At 68.6% G+C, this 20,358-nt stretch carries 19 protein-coding genes; 13 read left to right on the forward strand and 6 right to left on the reverse strand.

From position 1 onward, the window contains the following. Genes N0A24_06720 through N0A24_06770 form a run of 11 tightly spaced genes read left to right on the forward strand, consistent with a single transcriptional unit; the run spans window position 1 to window position 13,226 of the window. A complete protein-coding gene (locus N0A24_06720; GenBank protein ID MCS7173074.1) occupies window positions 1–1,131 on the forward strand; it encodes a glycosyltransferase in 1,131 nt (376 codons plus the stop codon). Next, a complete protein-coding gene (locus tag N0A24_06725; GenBank protein ID MCS7173075.1) occupies window positions 1,128–2,129 on the forward strand; it encodes a deacetylase in 1,002 nt (333 codons plus the stop codon). The genes N0A24_06720 and N0A24_06725 overlap by 4 nt, the downstream gene beginning before the upstream one ends. Continuing rightward, on the forward strand, window positions 2,126–3,850 hold the full coding sequence (locus N0A24_06730) for an ATP-grasp domain-containing protein (protein MCS7173076.1): 1,725 nt from the start codon (window positions 2,126–2,128) through the stop codon (window positions 3,848–3,850). Before N0A24_06725 ends, N0A24_06730 begins: the two co-directional genes overlap by 4 nt. Further along, window positions 3,847–5,466, forward strand: coding sequence for a glycosyltransferase family 39 protein (locus tag N0A24_06735; protein MCS7173077.1), 1,620 nt, complete (start codon window positions 3,847–3,849; stop codon window positions 5,464–5,466). The genes N0A24_06730 and N0A24_06735 overlap by 4 nt, the downstream gene beginning before the upstream one ends. After that, window positions 5,463–6,530, forward strand: coding sequence for a glucose-1-phosphate thymidylyltransferase (locus tag N0A24_06740; protein MCS7173078.1), 1,068 nt, complete (start codon window positions 5,463–5,465; stop codon window positions 6,528–6,530). Before N0A24_06735 ends, N0A24_06740 begins: the two co-directional genes overlap by 4 nt. A gap of 11 nt (window positions 6,531–6,541) precedes the next feature. Beyond that, window positions 6,542–7,570, forward strand: a complete 1,029-nt coding sequence (rfbB, locus tag N0A24_06745; protein ID MCS7173079.1) for a dTDP-glucose 4,6-dehydratase — start codon at window positions 6,542–6,544, stop codon at window positions 7,568–7,570. Between the two features lie 6 nt (window positions 7,571–7,576). Next, a complete protein-coding gene (locus tag N0A24_06750; protein ID MCS7173080.1) occupies window positions 7,577–8,683 on the forward strand; it encodes a glycosyltransferase family 2 protein in 1,107 nt (368 codons plus the stop codon). After that, window positions 8,680–9,630: a glycosyltransferase gene (locus N0A24_06755; GenBank protein ID MCS7173081.1), complete on the forward strand. Its 951-nt coding sequence runs from the start codon at window positions 8,680–8,682 to the stop codon at window positions 9,628–9,630. The genes N0A24_06750 and N0A24_06755 overlap by 4 nt, the downstream gene beginning before the upstream one ends. Further along, complete coding sequence (locus tag N0A24_06760; protein ID MCS7173082.1) at window positions 9,627–10,943, forward strand: hypothetical protein; 1,317 nt, start codon at window positions 9,627–9,629, stop codon at window positions 10,941–10,943. The genes N0A24_06755 and N0A24_06760 overlap by 4 nt, the downstream gene beginning before the upstream one ends. Then, on the forward strand, window positions 10,915–12,063 hold the full coding sequence (locus tag N0A24_06765; GenBank protein MCS7173083.1) for a glycosyltransferase family 4 protein: 1,149 nt from the start codon (window positions 10,915–10,917) through the stop codon (window positions 12,061–12,063). Before N0A24_06760 ends, N0A24_06765 begins: the two co-directional genes overlap by 29 nt. Continuing rightward, window positions 12,060–13,226, forward strand: coding sequence for a glycosyltransferase family 4 protein (locus N0A24_06770; GenBank protein MCS7173084.1), 1,167 nt, complete (start codon window positions 12,060–12,062; stop codon window positions 13,224–13,226). Before N0A24_06765 ends, N0A24_06770 begins: the two co-directional genes overlap by 4 nt. Here N0A24_06770 and N0A24_06775 read toward each other — a convergent pair. The 6 genes from N0A24_06775 to N0A24_06800 form a co-directional block, all read right to left on the reverse strand. Continuing rightward, window positions 13,223–14,215 (reverse strand): branched-chain amino acid ABC transporter permease, encoded by a 993-nt coding sequence (locus tag N0A24_06775; protein MCS7173085.1) that lies wholly within the window; start codon window positions 14,213–14,215, stop codon window positions 13,223–13,225. The genes N0A24_06770 and N0A24_06775 overlap by 4 nt on opposite strands. 2 nt (window positions 14,216–14,217) lie before the next feature. Further along, window positions 14,218–15,144: a branched-chain amino acid ABC transporter permease gene (locus N0A24_06780; protein MCS7173086.1), complete on the reverse strand. Its 927-nt coding sequence runs from the start codon at window positions 15,142–15,144 to the stop codon at window positions 14,218–14,220. Between the two features lie 11 nt (window positions 15,145–15,155). After that, complete coding sequence (locus N0A24_06785; protein ID MCS7173087.1) at window positions 15,156–16,391, reverse strand: amino acid ABC transporter substrate-binding protein; 1,236 nt, start codon at window positions 16,389–16,391, stop codon at window positions 15,156–15,158. Window positions 16,392–16,432: 41 nt separating this feature from the next. Beyond that, window positions 16,433–17,164, reverse strand: a complete 732-nt coding sequence (locus N0A24_06790) for an ABC transporter ATP-binding protein (GenBank protein ID MCS7173088.1) — start codon at window positions 17,162–17,164, stop codon at window positions 16,433–16,435. Further along, window positions 17,161–17,886 carry an ABC transporter ATP-binding protein gene (locus N0A24_06795; GenBank protein ID MCS7173089.1) on the reverse strand — a complete coding sequence of 242 codons (726 nt, stop codon included), beginning with the start codon at window positions 17,884–17,886 and terminating at the stop codon, window positions 17,161–17,163. Before N0A24_06795 ends, N0A24_06790 begins: the two co-directional genes overlap by 4 nt. Window positions 17,887–17,956: 70 nt before the next feature. After that, on the reverse strand, window positions 17,957–18,439 hold the full coding sequence (locus N0A24_06800; GenBank protein MCS7173090.1) for a hypothetical protein: 483 nt from the start codon (window positions 18,437–18,439) through the stop codon (window positions 17,957–17,959). Between the two features lie 92 nt (window positions 18,440–18,531). On the opposite strand from N0A24_06800, the gene N0A24_06805 reads away from it, so the two are divergent. Beyond that, complete coding sequence (locus tag N0A24_06805) at window positions 18,532–19,539, forward strand: GDP-mannose 4,6-dehydratase (GenBank protein ID MCS7173091.1); 1,008 nt, start codon at window positions 18,532–18,534, stop codon at window positions 19,537–19,539. Next, a complete protein-coding gene (locus tag N0A24_06810; GenBank protein ID MCS7173092.1) occupies window positions 19,536–20,267 on the forward strand; it encodes a WbqC family protein in 732 nt (243 codons plus the stop codon). The genes N0A24_06805 and N0A24_06810 overlap by 4 nt, the downstream gene beginning before the upstream one ends. Window positions 20,268–20,358: the final 91 nt, after the last annotated feature.

A 20,358-nucleotide genomic window follows, 5' to 3' on the forward strand; every position in this document is an offset into this window, starting at 1 on the left:
GTGAATGTGTTGGTGGTGACCAACGAGTACCCCCCCGAGAAGACCGCGGGGACGGCCATGGCGACTTCATTTTTGGCCGAGGAGCTCGCCTCGCGAGGCGTGGGCGTCACCGTGGTGGTGAACACCAGGGCGGCCGCGCCCGCCCGCGAGACGGTGGCCGGGGTGCAGGTGGTCCGCCTGCGCCCCTTACCCGTCCCCGCCACCCGCATGGCCCAGCGGGCGGCCATGATCCTGCGGGTGGCGCGGCGTGTGCGGCCGCACATCGTCCAGGGCCAGTCCCTCTCCTGCGGGGCCCTCGCGGCCTTCGTGGGCCGCGCGCTCCGCATTCCGTCCGTCACCTACGTCCAGGGCCTGGACCTGTACCAGGCCAGCGCCTGGGCCCGACGCACCTACATCCGGTGGGCCCTGCGGCACAGCCACGGGGTGGCTGCCGTCACGGAGGATCTGAGACGGCGTGCGTTGCAGATCGCGGACCGGCCCGTGGCGGTCATCCCCCACGGCCTCCGCCCGCACGACACCCACCGCCTCGGTCGCGCGGAGGCCCGCAGGTCCCTGGGACTCCCGGAGGAACGCCCCGTGGTGCTGTACGTGGGCCGGCTGCTCCGGATCAAGGGCGTCGGGCACCTCGTGCGGGCCTTCCCACAGATCCTGGAGTCCTGTCCGAGCGCCCTCCTTGTCCTGGTCGGCGACGGTGACGAGCGGGATGCGCTGCAGCGCCTTGCGCGGGAGTTGGGGACGGCGGGACAGGTGGTGTTCGCGGGACTTCAGCCCCACGAGCAGGTGATCACCTTCATGCGGGCCAGCGATGTCCTCGTGCTTCCGAGCCTCGTGGAGTCGTTCGGGATCGTGCTGGTGGAGGCCATGAGCTGCGGGCTGCCGGTGGTCGCGAGCCGCGTCATGGGCATTCCTTACGTGGTGGAAGACGGCGTCAACGGGTTTCTGGTACCCCCTGGGGACGAGACGGCGCTGGCGGACCGCGTGGTCCGCCTCCTCTCCGACCCGGAGCTGCGCGAGGCCTTCCGCGCCCGGAACGTCCGGAAAGCCGCGGAGTACGCCATCTCCCGTGTTGCCGACCGGTTTTTGGAGCTCTGGGAGGCCCTCGCGGGGATCCCGCGGGGGGAGGCGGCATGAAGCCCTTCTTCCTGGTCACCGTGGACACGGAAGGAGACAACCTGTGGGCGCGGCCCCGGGAGATCACGACCCGGAACGCGGAGTTCCTGCCCCGCTTCCAACAGCTGTGCGAGCGGCACGGGCTGCGGCCGACTTACCTGGTGACGTACGAGATGGCCCGCTCGCCTGCCTTCCGGGAGTTCGGGCAGGACCTCCTTCGCCGGCGTGCGGGAGAGATCGGAGCCCACCCGCACGCCTGGAACAACCCACCCCTCGTCCCTCTCACGTCCGACGACCTGCATTTCCAGCCGTACCTCATGGAGTACCCGGAGCCCGTGATGGCCCAGAAGCTGCGGGTGCTCACGGAACTCCTGGGGGACACCTTCGGGGTACCCATGCGCAGCCACCGGGCCGGCCGGTGGGGCTTGAACGAAACCTACGCACGGCTGCTGGTCCAGCACGGCTACCTCGTGGACTGCTCCGTGACCCCGCACCTGTCGTGGCGGGGCCACCGAGGGGCTCCCCACGGAGCCGGAGGCCCGGACTACCGCGGCTTCCCCGAGGACCCCTACTTCGTGGACCTCGAGGACATCTCCCGACCCGGAAGTTCGCCGCTGCTGGAGGTGCCGATGACCGTGGTCCCCTCCGGCCTCCCTTCCCTGGGGGTGTGGCTGCAGCTGGCAGATTCTGTTCCCCTCCTGCATCGGGCGCTGAACCGGTTTCTGCCGCCTGTGCACTGGCTGCGGCCGGACCGCCGCAACCGCGCCCACATGCTCCGCATCGTGCGCCGGGCGGCGACGGAACGTCGCGTGCACCTGGAGTTCATGGTCCACTCCTCGGAACTCATGCCGGGCGGAAGCCCCCTGTTTCCCACCCGTGACCACATCAAGCGGTTGTACGGGGACCTGGAGGCGTTGTTTGAGCTGGCTTCGCGTACGTGCACGCCCGCCACCCTCTCGGAGTTCTACGAGCGGTACCGGACGGCCGCGCCGTCCGCGGTGCAGGAAGGAGCTCCATGAGCGGCAAGGTGCTCGTGCTCGGCAGTGACACCCGGGCCTTCCTCGCGGTGGTCCGGTCCCTGGGCCGCCGGGGCCTCGAGGTGCACGCGGCGTGGTGTAGCCCGGACTCCCCCGCCCGCCGCTCCCGCTACCTGCGGGCGGTGCACGAACTCCCGCCGTTCTCCCCGGACGACCTCGCCTGGAAGGAAGGTCTTTCGCGGCTGGTCGAGCGGGAACGGTTCGACCTGCTGATTCCCTGCGAGGACCCTACCCTCCTGCCCCTGCGTGCGCACCGTCCGGAGTTCGAAGCCGTCGTGCGGCTCGCAGTTCCCGAGGAAGAGGCGTGCGCCGTGGCCTTCGACAAAATCCGAAGCTACGAGCTCGCGCGGTCCTTGGGTATCCCGGTTCCCAGAAGCCAGGTGGTGGTGCGCCCGGAAGACCTCGACAACCTGGACCTGGCGGCTCCTGTGGTCTTGAAGCCCCGCACCACCTTCGCCTACCCGGACCTCACCCACCGCCGCAGCGTGCGGACGTTCCCCGACCTCGCTGCCCTCAAGACCTCCGCCGCGCAGGGGGGGCTGGCGGAGCCGGTGCTCGTACAGGAGTTCTTCCCCGGTGTGGGCGTGGGCGTGGAGGCCCTGGCGGAACGAGGCGAGCTGCTCCTGGTGTTCCAGCACGAGCGGGTGCACGAGCCGCTCCGAGGCGGCGGGAGCTCCTACCGCCGGAGCGTCCCCCTCGACCCCGAGCTCCTGGAAGCCACGAGGAAACTCCTGGGCGCCCTGCGCTACACAGGGGTGGCCATGGTGGAGTTCCGCCGCAACCCCCGCACCGGGCAGTGGGTGTTCCTGGAGGTCAACGGGCGGTTCTGGGGATCGCTGCCGCTGGCGGTGGCAAGCAGCGCGGACTTTCCCTACGCCCTCTACCGCCTGCTCGTGCACGGCGAGCGGGACTTCCCGCAGGGCTATCGGGTGGGCCTCTATGCCCGCAACCTCACCCTGGACCTCGTCTGGCTGCGCGAGTACGTGGCCTCCCTTCGCTCCCTGCCCCCCTTCGCGCCCTCACCCTGGCAGGTGGTTGCGGAAGTCCAGAACCTCCTGCGCCTCAGGGAACGCGTGGACACTTTCAGCGCCGACGATGCCGGGCCCGGGTGGGCGGAGCTGGCGGTGATTGTCCGCGCCTTCGCGGTCCGGGCTTCAGCGCGGCTCCGACGCCTGCTCTTGCGTTTCAGGCCCGTGCGCGGAGTCGTCGCCGGGCACGCACGCCGCGAGCTGCGCAGGGCCTCCCGGGTGCTGTTCGTCTGCCGGGGCAACATCTGCCGCAGCCCGTTCGCGGAGCGCTACGCGGCCCGGGTTTTCCCGCCCTCGGTACAGGTGCGGTCCGCGGGCACCCGGGCCCAACCCGGGGCTTGCTCCCCGCCCGAGGCCGAAGCCGCGGCCCTTCGCTTCGGGGTGGACCTGCGCACGCACCGGGCCACGCGGCTGACCGCAGAGCTCGTCCGTGAGGCGGACGTGGTGTTCGCCTTCGACGCCGCGGAGGCGGAGCGGATCCGGCAGGAGCACCCGCGGCTGGCCCATAAGGTGTTCTTGCTGGGGCTGCTGGCAGACGGAGCCGAGATCCGGGACCCCTACGGTGCCGCCGAGCCCGAGTACCAGGCGGTGTACGAACGCATCGCGCGGGCCGTGGAAGCTGCCGCGCGCGTGGCCGCTTCCGCCAGGGCCCCGCAGCCGGAGGAGGCGTCGTGAGGAGCACCCGCTGGCTCCTCGGGCTGGTGGCGCTGGCGGCGGGACTGCGCCTGTTCCGGCTCGGAGCCTGGGACCTCGGGCTGGACGAGGCCTACAGCGCCCTCGTGGCCGCGCGGCCCCTTACAGACCTCGTGGCCTTCGTGGCCCGGGACGACTTCCACCCGCCCCTGTACTACGCCTTCCTGCATGTCTGGCGAGCTGCAGCCGGAGTGGACGAGTTCTGGCTGCGGTTTCCCAACGCGGTGTTCGGCTCCCTGGCGGTTCCCGTGGTCTACGCCCTGGGGCGTGAGCTGGCGGACGAGCGGGCGGCGTTCGTCACAGCCCTCCTGCTGGCCCTCTCCCCCCTCCACGTCTACCACGCTCAGGACCTGCGCATGTACGCCCTCCTGCTGCTGGTGGGGAGCCTTGCGCTCCTCTCCTTCGCCCGGGGTCTGCGCACGGGAAGGGCGGTGGACTGGGCCCTGCACGCGGTGTTCCTCGCCCTGTCCTTCTATACACACTACGGCGCCTTCCTCCTGGTGGCGGCGGAGGCCATGACGGTGGCAGCGCTCCGGGCCGCCCGCTGCCCTGTGCCCGCCCGGTCCTGGGCCGCATCGGCGGGCGCTGGCCTCTTGGGCTTCGCCCCCTGGGCTCCTGTGCTTTTACAGGCCCTAGGCCGGACCGCGCCCGGGGATTCGTATGGCGAAATCCTGCTCCCGCTCCAGCAGGTCGCCTATGCGCTGGTGGCCCTCACCAGCGACTTCCTGCCCCTAGGGCAGCCCGTCCTGAAGGCAGCCGTCCTGCTCGTGTTCTGCCCCGCGGCCCTTTACGGGGCGTGGAGCCTCCGCAACCGCCCCCTTTCCGCGGTCGTGCTCTTCGCCTCAAGCCTCGGAGTCCTCGCGGTCGCGGCCCTGGTAGGCCTCCGGTTCCCCAAGATTTCCGTCGGAACCCACGTCCTCCTGCCCAGGACGCTCCTTCTGGCGTCCGTCGGGTACCTCGCCCTCGTCGCCGTGGCCATCACGCGTGCACGGTCCCGTCCCCTGGGTCTTGGCTTGCTGGCGGCGCTCCTGCTCCTCAACCTGTCCTCCTTACCCCGGGTCTACTTCGGCCCAAGACCCCTGTGGGGCCCCTGGCGCGCCGTCGCGACCTACGTGGCGCAGCGCGTCCTTCCGGGAGACGGCATCGTGGTGGTGAGCGGGCACTGGGCACGGCCCTTTGACTTCTACTTCTCCCAACACCGAAAACCCGTGCGGGTTGTCCGCTACTACGGCCGGCAGGACCTCGAACTGGTCCGAGGGCTGCTCCGTCAGAGTCGCCGCATCTGGCTCGTCCAGCGACAGCCCGAGGCTGTGGATCCCTACAGGCGGGTCCAGGCGCACGTGCGAGCCGCGAGACGCTCTGTATCCTCGGCCACCTTCGAGACCGGAATCCGGGTGGAGGTGTACGGCGATGGATCACCTCGCGCATCCCGCCAGCCCGACCGCGGAGGCCGCAGCCCGCAACGCCGGGATCCCCCGACCTGTTCGCCGGCGCGGGGGAGGACCTCGGTAATTCGATCGGATGGATTCGTTCGTTTGGAGCAGGACAGGCAACAGTCCGGCGGCCCAAGATGGAGGGATGGAGGAGGGGGAGGATGAAGGGGCTTGTGCTGAGCGGCGGCCGGGGCACGCGGCTGCGTCCCCTCACCTACACCAGCGCCAAGCAGCTCCTGCCCGTGGCCAACAAGCCCGTCCTGCACTTCGTCCTGGAGCAGGTGGCGGAGGCGGGGGTCGAGGAGGTAGGCGTCATCGTCTCCCCGGAGACCGGGGAGATGGTACGGGCCGCGGTAGGCTCGGGCGAGCGGTGGGGGATCGAGGTCACCTACATCGTGCAGGAGTTCCCCGGGGGGCTCGCCCACGCGGTTCAGACGGCCCGGCCGTTCTTGCGAGACGCTCCCTTCCTCATGTTCCTCGGGGACAACCTCATCGAGGGTGGGGTCGCGCGGCTGGCGGCGCGGTTCTCTCAGAGCGCCGCAGATGCCCTCATCCTTCTCAAGGAGGTCCCGGATCCCCGACGGTTCGGGGTAGCGGTCCTCGATGGAGACGGGAGCGTGCAGCGCCTGGTGGAGAAACCTCAAGATCCTCCCAGCAACCTGGCCCTGGTGGGGGTGTACCTCTTCCGGCCCACCATCCACGAGGCCATTGCCCGCATCCGGCCCTCCCGGAGGGGAGAGCTGGAGATCACCGATGCCATCCAGGCCCTGCTCGATGCGGGGGGTCGGGTCGAGACTGTGATCCTGGATGGGTGGTGGCTGGATACGGGGAAGAAGGACGATCTACTGGAGGCCAACCGGACGGTGCTCGATGCCTACGCGCGGACGCGAATTCTGGGGAAGGTGGACGAGGCATCCGTGCTCACGGGCAGGGTGGAGGTGGAAGAAGGGACGGTGATCGAGCGCAGCGTGGTACGGGGCCCGGTGGTGATCGGCGAGAACTGCCGTATTGCGGATTCCTACATCGGGCCGTACACGGCCATCGGGGCACGGAGCGTGCTGCGGGAGGTGAGCATCGAGCACTCCGTGGTGCTGGAGGGCTGCCGGTTGGAGGGGGTGGAGCGGCTGATGGACAGTGTGCTGGGCCGTCACGTGGTGATCCGCCGGGCGCCGAACGGGCCGAGGGGATTGCGGGTTTTCGTGAGCGACGACTCAGAGGTCGTGCTGTAGGGAGGAGAAACATGCGGGTGCTGGTGACGGGCGGGGCGGGATTCATCGGGAGCCACTTCGTCCGGATGCTGCTGCACCGCCTTCCCGACGTCGAGGTGATCAACCTCGACAAGCTCACCTACGCGGGGAATCTCGCGAATCTGGAGGACGTGACCCAAGACCCCCGGCACCGGTTCGTGCGGGGAGACGTGGCGGATGCGCGGCTGGTGAACGGGCTTTTCCGGAGAGGGCTAGACGCGGTGGTGCACTTCGCCGCGGAAACCCACGTGGACCGCAGCATCCTCGACGGCCGTCCCTTCGTGCGCACCAACGTGGTGGGCACGCAGACCCTACTGGAGGCGGCTCTCCGACACGGGATCCAACGCTTCATCCAGGTGAGCACCGACGAGGTGTACGGACCGGCCCCACCCGGCGTGCGCTTCTCCGAGGACAGCCCTCCCAACCCCACCAGCCCCTACGCGGCCAGCAAGGCGGCCGCGGACCTCCTGTGCCTCGCGTACCGGAAGACCTATGGGGTACCGGTGGTCGTCACCCGGTGCACCAACAACTATGGTCCCTACCAGTTCCCCGAGAAGTTCATCCCTCTCGTGATCACCCATGCCCTCCAGGACCGTCCCATCCCCATCTACGGGGATGGCCGGCAGGAGCGGGACTGGCTGTATGTAGAGGACCACTGCGAGGGGCTGCTGCAAGTACTCCTCCATCCGGACCCACGGCCCGTGCTGAACTTCGCCTCCGGCTGCACCGTCCCGAACCTCCAAGTGGCCCGCACCATCCTGCGGCTGCTCCGCAAGCCCGAAAGCCTGCTCCAGCATGTCCGGGACCGGCCCGCCCACGACCGCCGCTACGCCCTGGCTACGCACCGCGCCCGGGCCTATCTCAACTGGAAGCCCCGGGTGGGGCTGGAGGAGGGTCTGGAGCGCACCGTGGCCTGGTACCGGGAGAACCGCGCCTGGTGGGAGGCGGTGAAATCCGGGGCCTACCGGGCATACTATGAGACCTGGTACGGGAAGGTCTTGCAGGCCGTGGGAGGAAGGTGAGGCGCGTTGCTCTCGGTCATCATCCCCACCTACAACGAGCGGAAGGCGGTGAGGGCTCTGGTGGAGCGGGTGCGCGGGGCTCTCCGCGGGATCCCCTACGAGCTGGTGTTCGTGGACGACAGCACCGATGGCACCGACGCGGTGATCGCGGAGCTGGCCCGCACGGATGAGCGGATCCGGCTGCTGCACCGGACGGAGCGCCGGGGCCTGGCCACGGCGGTGGTGGAAGGGATCAGGGTAGCCCGGGGAGACGTGGTGTGCGTGCTGGATGCGGACCTGCAGCATCCGCCCGAACGGATTCCGGACCTCTTGCGGGCCTTAGAGGAGACGGAGGCGGAGGTGGTGGTCGCCAGCCGCTACCTTCCCGGTGGCTCGTACCGGGGCCTTTCCCCCCTCCGGCGGCTCGCAAGCCGCGCGGCCACTGGGCTGGCGCGGCTGTTGCTGCGGCGGGCCCGGCTCGTGTCTGACCCCATGTCGGGCTTTTTCGCCTTCCGCCGGTCCGTGGTGGAGGGCGCCGAGCTACAGCCCGTGGGCTACAAGATCCTGTTGGAGATCCTGGTGCGGGGGCGCTTCCGCCGGGTGGCGGAGGTTCCCTACGGGTTCGAAGTCCGGGCCGCAGGCCAGAGCAAGCTCAGCTGGCGCCAGAACCTTGAGTACCTGCGGCATCTGGTACGGCTTCTTCCTGCAAATCCGGAAGACCTGCGGTTCGTGCGGTTCGGGCTGGTGGGGGCAAGCGGTATCGGGGTGAACACCGCAGCCCTGTGGGGGCTGGTGCGGCTCGGCGTGCACTATCGGCCTGCAGGAGCCCTGGCCATCGCCGCCGCCATCACCTGGAACTTCCTGTGGAACGATGCCTTCACCTGGCGGGACCGCCGCTCCCGGGATCTCGCGACCAAGCTGCGCCGCTACCTCCAGTACTGGGCCGTGACGGGGGTGGGAAGCGCCCTCCAGTACGCCCTGTACCTGGTGCTCACCGCCGTGGGGTTGCCATACCTACTCAGCAACCTCGTGGGCATCGGAGTGGCGGTGGGGTGGAACTACCGGATGCACGGGAGCTGGACCTGGAAGCCCACCGAACCCGCCATCACCCGGGTGGTCTACCGGCCCACATGACCGATCTCCAGCTCGCCCCCGATCTCGCCGTGCAGGCTTTCCAGCGCCGTAAGGCCTTCGTGCGATACCTCCAGGAGGGTTCTCCTCCGCGGGTGCGGGTGCTGCTTGGCCGGGAGGGGAAGCATCCTCGCCTTTCCATCATCATCCCCGTGGCGGATGGGACCCGCAGCCGTCTCCTCGACCAGCTCCTGCGGCAGCTGGCAGACCAGACAGAGCAACGGTTCGAGGTAATCCTGGTGGAGGGCGACCGGAGGCAGGGAAGGGCCATCAACACCGGAGCCGCCCTGGCCCGGGGCGAGATCTTGGTGACCATGGACGACGACACCCGCGTGGGCAACCCAGATCTCCTCGAGCGTCTTTTGGACGTGTTTCGGACCGACCCCACCGTGGGGATCGCGGGCGTTTCCAACCTGCCGCCCCCCGACGCGCCGTGGGTGGTGCGCCGGGCCATGCAGGAGCTGCCGCGTCGGTCCTCGCCGCTGGTAGACCGCGTGACGGACAGTGACATGGCCGAGCACCCCTGCCTTGCCATCCCCCGGGATCTCTTCTACCGGGTCGGAGGCGAGCACGAGTGGATCCCCCGGGGCCTTGACCCGTACCTCCGGCGGGAGGTCCGTCGGCTGGGATACAGGGTGGTGGTCATCCCGAATGCCTGGATCCACCACCTGCTGCCTCCCACCCTTTCCGGGATCCTCCGCCAGTACTTCCGCAACGGCTTGGGCGCCGCCTACGTGCGGAAGTTCTACCCCGAGTTCGTGATCGAACAGGCCACCGCCCATGGCACCCCTGTGGCCGAACGCACCTCCCTTGCCCGCCGGGCCCTCCGGTACGCCCTGAACCTGGTCCTCTCCTTCCTGACCCTCCGCTGGATCCATCTCGGAACCCTCCTCACCTACGCCGCAGGATACGTCTGGGGAACCCTCACCCTGGGGGAAGACTCCCTGTGATCTGGCTCTCCTCCCTCGCCGACATCCTCCGCCGCGCAGGCCAGGGCGCGCTCGGCCGAGAGCTGGATCGAGCGCGGTTTACGGTGTGGGTGGAGCAGTGGTATCCGGGATGGCTGGTGCGGGAAAAGCAGGAGGCGCGGCTTTGGGAGCTGGTGGCCTATGCCCGCGAAGCAAGCCCCTTCTACCGGGAGCGGCTCTCCTCCCTGCCCGCCTCCTTCTCCCGGGAGGAGTACGCCCGGATCCCTCCCCTCACCCGGGCGGAGCTCGCCACCCACGCGTCCCGGATCCGCACGGGCCGGGCATGGTTGGGGCGTGGCTCGGGGGGATCGGGCGGACGCGGCATCGCCATCCCTGTGGATCGGTCCGCCTATGCGTGGTACATGGCAGGCACCTGGCGGGGCCTGCAGTGGTGGGGAACGGACTTCACGGAGCGGGGCGTGATCCTGCTGGGACCAGGCTCCCGCGGCCTGAGGGGCCTCGTCATCCAGGCCAAGGACTGGGTGATGAACTGGCTGCGGCTTCCGGTGGACGGTCGGTTTGAGACACACATCCCAACGTTTCTGCACCGCATCCGCGCCCACGAGCCTGCCTTTCTCTACGCCTTCCCCTCCGCGGCCCACGCCCTCGCCCGGGCCATCCTGGAGGGAAAGGGGAAGGCTCCGTCCGGCCTCAAAGTGGTGGTCCTCACCGGGGAACCCCTCTACGCCTTCCAGCGCCGGGAGATCGAGCAGGCCTTCCAGTGTCCTGTGGCGCAGGAGTACGGAAGCGGGGAGGTGGGCTGTATGGCCTTCCAGTGCCCTCAGGGGACCCTGCACCTCACCGCGGAAAGCGCGTACCTCGAGGCGCTCCGGGATCCCGCGCTTCCCGAAGGCGGCCGGATGCTCGTCACCGTCCTCCACAACCGCCGGTTCCCCCTCCTCCGGTATGAGATCGGCGACGTGGGGCAGATCGAGGATGCTCCCTGTTCCTGCGGCCGGGCTCTCCCGGCCGTGCGGGTGCTGGGCCGCGCGCAGGAGCTCCTTGCGGCAGACGGCGAAGTCCGGTTCGCGCACCCCGTACTGGACCGCCTCTTTGAGATTCTCCCGTCGCATCTCCGAGGCCGGGTTCGGATCCGACAACGGGCACCGGCCCGGCTGGCCGTGGAGGCGGCGGAAGGTTCTGATGCGGATCTCCTCCGGGCACGGGAATTCCTGAAAGACCTGGTGGGGCCCGGGTGGCAGGTGGAGGCCGAGAGGGCGACGATCAGCCGGCTACCCTCTGGAAAGGTTGCGTACTTCCTGCGGGATGGCGCGGGGGCTCTTTCTCACCAATGACTTCCCGCCCATGGTGGGTGGCGAGGCCCGGATGTATGCCCGCATCTGCCGAAGCGTACCACCCGACCGCGTGATGGTGCTGGCCCCTCGCCTCCCGGACGACGTGCTCTTCGACCTCCACGAGCACTACCCCATCGTACGGGTGCGGGTACCCATCTCCCCGCATCCCGTGGCCAGGATCCTGCAGATCGCCCGCATGCTCCTGGCGACCCGCCACCTGGTGCACGCTGACGACATCCGCGTCCTCCACATCGGACACCTGTACCTGGGAATCGTGGGCCTCATCCTCCGGCGGTGGTATCGCATCCCGTACGTCCTGTACCTGCACGGCGGGGAGATGGCGCCCTATATGCGCAGCCAGGCGGTGCGGGGCCTGGTGCAGCGGGTGGTGGCGGGTGCCAGCCTCGTGGTCGCCAATAGCCGCTTCACGCTGAACCACTACGCCGCTCTGGGCATGCGACCGCGGAGGGCGGAGATCCTCCCGCCTGTTCCCGACACCCGCCGGTTCCGGCCCGACCTGGATCCGCGTCCCGTGCGGGAGCGGTACGGCCTCGGGGATTGCCGGGTGGTGCTTACCGTGGGTCGGCTCGTGGAGCGCAAGGGGCACGACCTCGTGATCCGGGCCATCGCGGCACTGCGGGAGGAGCCCGTCCGGTACGTCATCGCGGGGGCAGGACCCGAGGAACGCCGGCTTCGGGAACTCGCGCAGGCCTTGCACGTGGGCGACCGCGTGGTCTTCACGGGCTACGTCCCGGACGAGGAGCTGCCGGGGCTGTACGCCGCGTGCGACGTGTTCGTCATGCCCAGCCGTGCCCTAGAGGTGCGGGACGGGGTCGAGGGCTTTGGCACGACGTTCCTCGAGGCGGGGGCGTGTGGAAAGCCGGTGATCGGAGGTCGGAGCGGTGGAGTAGCCGAGGCCGTGGAGGAGGGGGTCACGGGGTTGCTCGTGGATCCGCAGGATGCGGAGGCCCTGGCCGAAGCCCTCCGCCGGCTTTTGCGCGATCCGGAGCTCCGCCGCAGGATGGGTGAAGCCGGAAGGGCCCGGGCGGAGCGGATGGAGGCCGCGTGGGGGGAAGCGGTGCGCCGGATGTGGTACGGGGCTCTGGAGGCGAAGCCGTGAGCCGGAGGATCCGGGTACTGCACGTGATCACACGCCTCGTGGTGGGCGGCGCCCAGGAGAACACCCTCCTCACCGTCCGCCATCTGGACCGCACCCGCTACGAGGTGACCCTCGCAAGCGGCCCGAGCCTCGGCCCGGAGGGCGACCTGGAGGCCGAAGTGCCCGAGGACGTGACGTTCGTGCGCATCCCCGAGCTGGTGCGGCCGCCCCATGCCCTGAAGGATTCCGTGGCCCTTCGGAAACTGTACCGGTTGATGCGGCGAGGAGGGTATCACCTCGTGCACACCCACACCACCAAGGCCGGCCTCCTCGGCCGGGTCGCGGCCCGGTGGGCGGGGATGCCCGTGGTGGTGCATACCCCTCATGGCCACGCCTTCCACGGCTACCTCGGATCGCTCGGCTCCTGGGCCCTCCGAAAGGTGGAAGCAGCCCTCGCCCGATGGACGGACGCCATCGTCTGCCTGACAGAAGCGGAGCGCTTAGACCACCTGAGGCTCAAGGTGGGACGTCCGGAGCAGTTCGAGGTGATCCACAGCGGGGTGGATCTGGCGCGGTTCCGGACTCCTCTCCCAAATCCCACGGTCAAACGGCGGGAGCTGGGACTTCCGGACTGGGCCCCGATCGTGGGGTGTGTGGCGCGGCTCGTGCCCGTAAAGGGGGTGCAGGTACTCCTGGAGGCGGTGCCCCACCTCCGGAATCGGGTCCCGGACGCCGTGGTGGTGTTCGTGGGGGATGGGGAGCTGCGGCCGCAGCTCGAGCGGCGGGCCCGGGAGCTGGGGGTGGAAGGGGCCGTGCGGTTCTTGGGCCTGCGCCGGGACGTGGCGGAGATCGTGCCGCTGTTCGCGGTGGCGGTGCAGCCCTCCCTCAACGAAGGGATGGGCAAGGCCGCGGTGGAGGCCATGGCCGCGGGCAAGCCCGTGGTCGCGAGCGCCACGAGCGGATTGGTGGACGTGGTGCGGGATGGCCGGAACGGCGTGCTGGTCCCTCCCGGCGATCCCGAAGCCCTGGCCCGGGCCGTCTGTGACCTCTTGCACCATCCGGATACAGCCCGCCGGATGGGCGAGGCCGCCCGGCAGGATGCGGAGGCCTATGGCGTGAAAGCCATGATAGCCCGCCTGGAGATGCTGTACGAGCGCCTGCTCCGGGCAAAGGGTCTGGTCTAGGGATCCGGCTCTGCGCCCCACCCGGGCCGCAGCTCGGCCCGCCGCTCCTCTTCCACGGGGAGCCTGCGGGTCCGCCACTGTCGTATCCGCTCCTCCACCTCCACGAGGCCCCGAGGCCAGAACCGGACCAGGGCGATGAGCAGTAGGCCCAGCAGGATGAGGTACAGATACCGGAACCGGAGGGAGAGGAACTCGCTGACCAACCCGAGACTCAGAGCACCCACCAGCGGTCCCCACCACCGGGTCGTTCCGCCCAGCATGGCCATGAGGACCGTCTGGAAGGAGATGAGGGGACTGAAGGCGATGTGCGGATCAATGTAGGTCCAGCGGGGTGCCAGGGCGGCCCCCACCGCCGCGGAAATCCCCCCGCTCACCGCGAACATGGCCACCTTGAGTCCCGTGGTGCGAAAGCCCAGGGACTCCAAGCGGCCCTCGTCTGCCCCGATGGCAGCCAGCAGACGACCGTACCGGCTGCCGTACAGCCATTTGCTCAGCCCCACCGCCGCGACGGCCACGGTCAAAACCGCGAGGTACACACCTCCCACGTCCACGGGAAGGATGAGAACCCGCCCCACCGTGCGGGAAAACCGCATCTCGTAGCCCAGGACGAGGTACCGGATGAGCTCGCTGAGGCCGAAGGTGAGGATGGCGAAATAGGGACCCTTGAGCCGGAGGGAAACCCCGCCCACCGCCAGGGCCACGAGCCCTCCCATCACCGTTCCCAGGAAGATGGAGGGGATCCACCCCACCACGGGCGTCAGCAGAAAGGCGGCATACGTCCCTACGCCGAAGAAGGCCGCGCTCCCCAGGGAGAAGTACCCGCTGAGCCCACTGAAGAGCGCCCAGGCGCTCGCGAGGGCTACGTGGCCAAAGATGACCTGGAACAGCCCCACCACGTAACTCGATGCCCACAGGGGAAGCGAGAACAGCACCCCCAGACTTCCGAGAGCGACCAGCCAAGCGGGACGGACCCCTTCGCGCGCCGCCAACGTTACCCTCCTGCGCTCTGCCCTGGGGAATGGGGCTTGGTCTGGAACAACCCGTAGGGCCGGAAGAGGAGTACAGCCACCAGGAGAGCATAGGTGAGGGCCGTGCGCAGGTCTGCACCGACCACGTAGGCTCCCAAGGATTCCAGAACGCCCAGCAGCAGTCCCCCCACTAGGCTCCCCGCCACGCTGCCCAGGCCACCCAGGATGATGACCACCAGGGCTGTAATGGTATATGGCATCCCGATGATGGGGGAGAGGGAGAACAGCATACTCACCAGGGATCCCGTGACCCCAGCCAGGGCACACCCTAGGCCGAAGCTGAGCCCGTGGAGGCGAACGAGCGGCAGCCCCACCGCCTCCGCGCCCTCTGGATCCTGCATCAAGGCCCTCAGAGCGGTCCCTAAGGCGGTCCGGTGGAGGAAGCCGAGGAGGAGACCCGTCAGCAGCAGCGCGACCCCCAGAGCCACCAAGCGGTTGGCCGGGAACAGCGTTCCGAGCACGGAGACAGAGTGGTACAGGTACTGGTAGCCCCGGATGGTCGGCCCCCAGACGAGGAGCGCCAGGTTCTCCAGGAGGAAGAGGAGACCGAAGGAGAGGAGCAGGGAGTTGGCCTCCAGCTGCACGGGGCCCCCTCCCTGCTCCAGCATCCCCCGGTACACCACGCTGTAGATGCCCCAGCCCAGGAGAAAGAAGAGAGGGACCTGCACGATCAACCCGAGGAGAGGGTCTACCCCCAGGGAGGTATACAGGGTATACGTCACGTACGCACCCAGCATCACGAACTCCCCATGGGCCACGTTCAGCACCCGCATGAGCCCGTACTGTAGGTTGAGCCCTACCGCGATGAGCGCGTACAGCCCTCCCAGCAGGATTCCCCCTGCTCCGATCTCCAAAAACAGGCGCATGTCCATGCGAAAAAACAGGCGCATGTCCATGCCGGTCACTTCCAGGCAGGCTTAGGGATAATGGGTCGCGCGGTGGCGTACTCCGTGGGCCAGATCACTTCGTACCCTCCTCTCTGCCACTGGCCCAGCCGGTTCGGCCTCCCCACGTAGCTCCCCGCCCGGTTGACTCCTCTCTCAAACTTCACCGGTCCCCACGGGCCGTTGAACTCCCGGCCCTCGAAGTACTCCTTGATGCGACGCTGGTCTAGCCCTACCTCCGCCACGGCCTGCTCTAGCATCTTCAGGCTCTGGTACACAAGAGAACTGCCCGCATAGTCAGGATCCCGTCCGAACTTCCTCCGGAAGGCCTCGTAGTACTCGCGGGTGCCCGGGAACCGCAGCTTCGGACTCCATGCCGCCTGGTGGCAGATAATCCCTTCCACGTTCCCCCCGAGCTGCTCGGCGAACTCCCGGAAGAAGGCGCCTACCCCCAGGATGAAAACGGGCGGGCTGAACCCAAGCGCAATGGACTGCCGGACGAGGAGAGGGGAGTCCGCCGGATAGCTGAAGGCCACCACGATCTCCGGACGACGCGCCTGGAGCGCGCGGATCACATCCGAGAGGTCCGTGACCACGAGCGGGTAGCTGCGGTCCTCCACGATCTCGAACCGTTCGCGGCGCAGCAGAGGAAGGATGGCGTTGTGGTGCTCTACCCCATGCAGGTCCGCGATGTGCAGCAGGGCCACCCGGTTCCAGCCGTGGCGCTCCCGTACTTCCCGCAGGAACTGCACGATGCTGATGGTGACGGAATCCGGCTGGGGCAGCAGGGCGAAGAAGTTCTCCGCCCCTAGTTCCCGGATCCTCAGGGAGCCCACCGTGACACCCAGGAGGACGTATCCGAGCCGGCTCACCACGGGGGCCACTGCGAAGTGGATGGCCGTCCCGTACGGGGGTAACACTAGGTCCACCCGGTCCTCCCGGATGAGCCTCTCGTACAGCCGCACACAGGTTCCGACGTCGCTGCGGTCATCGTAGTTCACGAACTCGACCGGGCGACGTCCCTCTCCCCGGACCAATAGTCCGCCGCGCGCGTTCACCTCGTCTCGCCACAGATAGTAGTTGGGAATCGTGGTGAGCCGCGCGCCGACCCCCAACGGCCCCGTCTCCGAGATGGCGAACCCGATCCGCACGGGTCTCGCCTGAGCCCTCGCCCAGGACTGAGGCAGCAGGGCCGTGGCCGTGGCTCCTGCCGCCACCTTGAGGAACTGCCTTCGATCTATGCGGTGCGCCATGCGTCTCCCCCCTTTTTGGTTTTTTGGAGCACGAGATCCATTCACACGCCCAAAAATGCCCTGCGCACAGCTTCGTCCTCCATCAACGCTTCGCGTGACCCCTCGCGCACCACACGCCCGTGGTCCAGCACGTAGGCGCGGCTCGCTAGGCGAAGGGTTTCTCGGACGTTCTGCTCCGCCATGAGCAGGGTCACCCCTCCCTCTTGGAGGCGGGCGAGGAACTCGTACAGGGCCAGCACCACCTTGGGGGCAAGCCCCTGGGAGGGCTCGTCCAGGATCAGCAGAGCAGGCCGCTGCATGAGAGCCCGTCCGATGGCCAGCATCTGCTGCTCCCCGCCTGAGAGGGTACCCGCGAGCTGTCGCCGCCGCTCCGCGAGCACCGGCAGGAGATGGAAGACCTCCTCCATGGCCCGCTGACGCTCCCGGCGGTCCAAGCAGACCGCGCCCGCCAGCTCCAGGTTCTCCTGCACCGTCAATCCGGGAAATACGTGCCTTCCCTCCGGGACGTACGCGATGCCCGCCCGCACCCGATAGTACGCGTCCAGGGGCACCAGGGGCCGATCCCGAACCAGCACCTTTCCGGCGCTGACCCGGAGGCCGTTCGTCCGCACCCCGGCGAGGGCCCGGAAAAGGGTAGTCTTGCCCGCCCCGTTGGGGCCCAGCACCACCACCCACTCCCCGGGGTGCACCACCAGGCTCACGTCCCAGACCACGCACAGGAACCCGTAGCCCGCGCGCAGGTGCTCCACGCGGAGGAGGGGAGGCTCGGTCATGCGCTCGCCCCCTCCCCCAGGTAGACGTCCACCACTCTAGGATCCCGCATGACCTGGTCGGGAGGCCCCTCCGCGATGACCTCGCCCTGGTGCAGGACGATCACGCGGTCCGCAACCCGGGTGACCGCGTGCATGAGGTGCTCCACCCACACCACGGTGATCCCGCGTTCCTCCCGCAGCCGGCGGATGAGCTCCATGGTCTGCTGGACCTCCACGGGCGTCATCCCCGCCATGGGCTCGTCCAGCAGGAGCAGGGAAGGCCCTGTGGCGAGTACGGTGGCGAGCTCCAGGAGCTTGCGGTGCGTGGGATTGAGATGCGCCGCGGGGAGGTGCTCCGCACCACGCAAACCCACGAAGGAGAGAAGCTCCCGGGGATCCGGGTTTCCGGCCCGCGCCGCGGATCCCGGCCCGTTGCGGGCATCCACGGCCAGGAGGATGTGGTCGAGGCAGGTGAGGGGCGCAAAGACGCGGGGAACCTGAAAGGTACGCCCCAGGCCCAGCTGGGCCCGCTGCCATGGGGGACCCACCAGGTCCCTTCCCCGGAAACGGACCCGCCCGCGGTCCGGAGGAAGCATGCCCGTGAGGAGGTTGAAGAGGGTGGTTTTTCCCGCGCCGTTCGGGCCCACGAGCCCCACGATCTCCCCCTCGCGGACCTCCAAGTTCACCCCCCGGATGGCCGCCACCCCTCCGAACCGTTTGTGCAGTCCTTCCGCGGCCAACATAGATCCCCCTCCCTCGGTCCGGACCGAGGCTAAACTCAGTCTATTAATCTCATAGCCATGAACGCGGCTGTCAAGTCGGAAGGACGTGTCTTGCCTTCCGCCACCCCCTCCACGCGAGCCATAGCGCCAGTCCCACCACCGCAACTTGGGTCAGGAGCCCCCACGGCGGCGGGATTTCATTCTGCTGCAGGGAGAAGGGCGGCCGTTGGAAGAGGTCTTTCGCGTGTCCTCTCAGGACTCGCTCCACGTCCGGGAACCCAGCGCCCCCAGCACCCATTAGGGCCCCGAGAGGGGAGGGACTCAGGCGAGCGATGAGGAGGCTCAGCCCCACGGCCACCACCACGTCCACCACCATGGCGGGGGAGACGGGCCGCCACCCTGTGTAATTGGCGTGCGGGAGGAAGTCGAGAAGCGCGTGGCTCGCCACGCCCACCGCGAAGGCCAGGAGGGGGTTGCGCATCCGCATGCCCAGGGCCGCGCCGAACGCAAGGTGTGGGATGGCGTCCATGGCCCGACCAGGATACCGCACCCGACGGAGCCGCGCATCCTCCATCCGATCCGGCTTCTTCCTGCATCCGGGGGATGAAGCACTCCCTGGAGGGCCCTGTATCCTGGCCTTTGAGACGCCGCAGCCGAGGAGGGCGGATGCGTGTTCTCGTCACGGGAGGAGCTGGGTTCATTGGATCACACCTGGTGGATCGGCTGCTCGATCGGGGGGACGAGGTGGTGGTCCTCGACAACCTCTCCACGGGCCGCATTGCGAACATCCGCCACCGCCTGGGCCACCCCCGTTTCCGGTTCGTGAACGACTCCATCCTGAACGGGGAGGTGGTGGACGGGCTCGTGGAGGATTGCGACGTGGTGTTCCACCTGGCGGCCGCGGTAGGCGTGTGGCACATCGTCCAGAACCCTCTCTGGGCCATCCGGGTGAACGTGGAGGGAACAGAGGTCGTGCTGCGGGCCGCCTTCCGGCACTGGAAGAAGGTGGTGCTGGCGAGCTCCAGCGAGGTCTACGGGAAGTCCACCAAGGTGCCGCTGCGGGAGGAGGACGACCGGGTGCTGGGGCCCACCACCGTGAGCCGGTGGTCCTACAGCAGTTCCAAGGCCATCGACGAGCACTTCGCCTGGGCCTATGCGGCGCAGGGCCTGCCTGTGGTCATCCTGCGGTTCTTCAACGTGTACGGCCCCCGCATCCACGAAAACGGCTACGGTACCGTGGTGGCCCGATTCCTCCGGCAGGCCCTCCGGGGCGAGGACCTCACCGTGCACGGGGACGGAACCCAGACCCGGTGCTTCTGCTACGTGGACGATCTCGTCACCGGCATCCTCCTGGCCTCCGAGGTCCCGGAGGCCGAGGGGCAGGTCTTTAACCTCGGGAACGATGAGGAGATCCGGATCCTGGATCTCGCGGAGCGCGTCCGGGCATTGAGCGGGAGTTCTTCCCGCATCGTGTTCGTGCCCTACGAGGATTACTACGGCCAGCGGTTCGAGGACACGCCCCGGCGCGTACCTGACCTCACCCGGGCCCGGAGGGTGCTGGGCTACCGGCCTACGGTGGACCTGGAGGAAGGGCTGCGCCGGACCATCGGGTGGTGTCGGGAAAACGGGTTCCTCCAGCACGCGCCGCCCCAGCCCGTGGGATTGCGGGAATGATCGTCGCCATCCACCAGCCCCATTACCTCCCCTGGCTGCGCTACGTGGATAAGGCAGCCCGAGCTGATGTGTTCGTCCTGCTGGACGACGCCCAGTACACCAAGAACGGCTGGCAGAACCGCAACCGCATCAAGACCGCGCAGGGCTGGACCTACCTCACCGTGCCCGTGGAGGACCCCTTCGGCAAGACCATCCTGGAAGTCCGCATCTGCAACCGGGAGAACTGGCGGAAAAAACACTGGAACGCCCTCCGTACCCATTACGGACGGGCCCCTTCCTTCCGCCGGTACGCGGATCTCTTCGAGGCCGTATACGTCCGGGAGTGGGAGCGTCTGTGCGACCTGAACCTGCACCTGCTGACAGCCCTCTTCGAGGCGATGGGGGTGCGGACGCGGATCGTGCAGAGCTCCCGGCTAGGAATTCCGGGCCGGGCCACGGAGCGGCTCGTGGCCATCTGCCGGGCCTTAAAGGCGGATGTGTACCTCACGGGTGACTACGCGGCCGGGAACCACCTGGAGGCGGAACTGTTCGAGGAGGCGGGGATCCAGGTGTGGCGGCAGAACTGGAGCTGTCCCGTTTACCGCCAGCTCTTCCCGCAGGCGGGATTTCTGCCGGACCTCTCCATCGTGGATCTGCTCTTCACCGAGGGGGAGCGCGCCCTGGACGTACTGCTCGGGCGACCCCACCGGCCCCTCCCCCTCGTGACCTCCAAAAGCCCGGTCCGCTAGGCGGATCCGCAGGAAAGCGGAACAGAAAGCTCGTACCCTTCCACCGTTGACATCCGAACGGAGGTCTGCGGGATGAGAGACCGGATCCGTG

The organism is Armatimonadota bacterium, from assembly GCA_025059775.1.
Lineage (GTDB): Bacteria > Sysuimicrobiota > Sysuimicrobiia > Sysuimicrobiales > Sysuimicrobiaceae > Sysuimicrobium.

What these genes read in the sequence shown, in the direction of transcription:
- N0A24_06725 (MCS7173075.1), top strand. Translation starts at nt 1,128, where the DNA reads ATGAAGCCCTTCTTCCTGGTCACCGTGGACACGGAAGGAGACAACCTG.
- N0A24_06730 (MCS7173076.1), top strand. Translation starts at nt 2,126, where the DNA reads ATGAGCGGCAAGGTGCTCGTGCTCGGCAGTGACACCCGGGCCTTCCTC.
- N0A24_06740 (MCS7173078.1), top strand. Translation starts at nt 5,463, where the DNA reads ATGAAGGGGCTTGTGCTGAGCGGCGGCCGGGGCACGCGGCTGCGTCCC.
- rfbB (MCS7173079.1), top strand. Translation starts at nt 6,542, where the DNA reads ATGCGGGTGCTGGTGACGGGCGGGGCGGGATTCATCGGGAGCCACTTC.
- N0A24_06755 (MCS7173081.1), top strand. Translation starts at nt 8,680, where the DNA reads ATGACCGATCTCCAGCTCGCCCCCGATCTCGCCGTGCAGGCTTTCCAG.
- N0A24_06765 (MCS7173083.1), top strand. Translation starts at nt 10,915, where the DNA reads ATGGCGCGGGGGCTCTTTCTCACCAATGACTTCCCGCCCATGGTGGGT.
- N0A24_06780 (MCS7173086.1), bottom strand. Translation starts at nt 15,144, where the DNA reads ATGCGCCTGTTTTTTCGCATGGACATGCGCCTGTTTTTGGAGATCGGA.
- N0A24_06785 (MCS7173087.1), bottom strand. Translation starts at nt 16,391, where the DNA reads ATGGCGCACCGCATAGATCGAAGGCAGTTCCTCAAGGTGGCGGCAGGA.
- N0A24_06790 (MCS7173088.1), bottom strand. Translation starts at nt 17,164, where the DNA reads ATGACCGAGCCTCCCCTCCTCCGCGTGGAGCACCTGCGCGCGGGCTAC.
- N0A24_06795 (MCS7173089.1), bottom strand. Translation starts at nt 17,886, where the DNA reads ATGTTGGCCGCGGAAGGACTGCACAAACGGTTCGGAGGGGTGGCGGCC.
- N0A24_06800 (MCS7173090.1), bottom strand. Translation starts at nt 18,439, where the DNA reads ATGGAGGATGCGCGGCTCCGTCGGGTGCGGTATCCTGGTCGGGCCATG.
- N0A24_06805 (MCS7173091.1), top strand. Translation starts at nt 18,532, where the DNA reads ATGCGTGTTCTCGTCACGGGAGGAGCTGGGTTCATTGGATCACACCTG.
- N0A24_06810 (MCS7173092.1), top strand. Translation starts at nt 19,536, where the DNA reads ATGATCGTCGCCATCCACCAGCCCCATTACCTCCCCTGGCTGCGCTAC.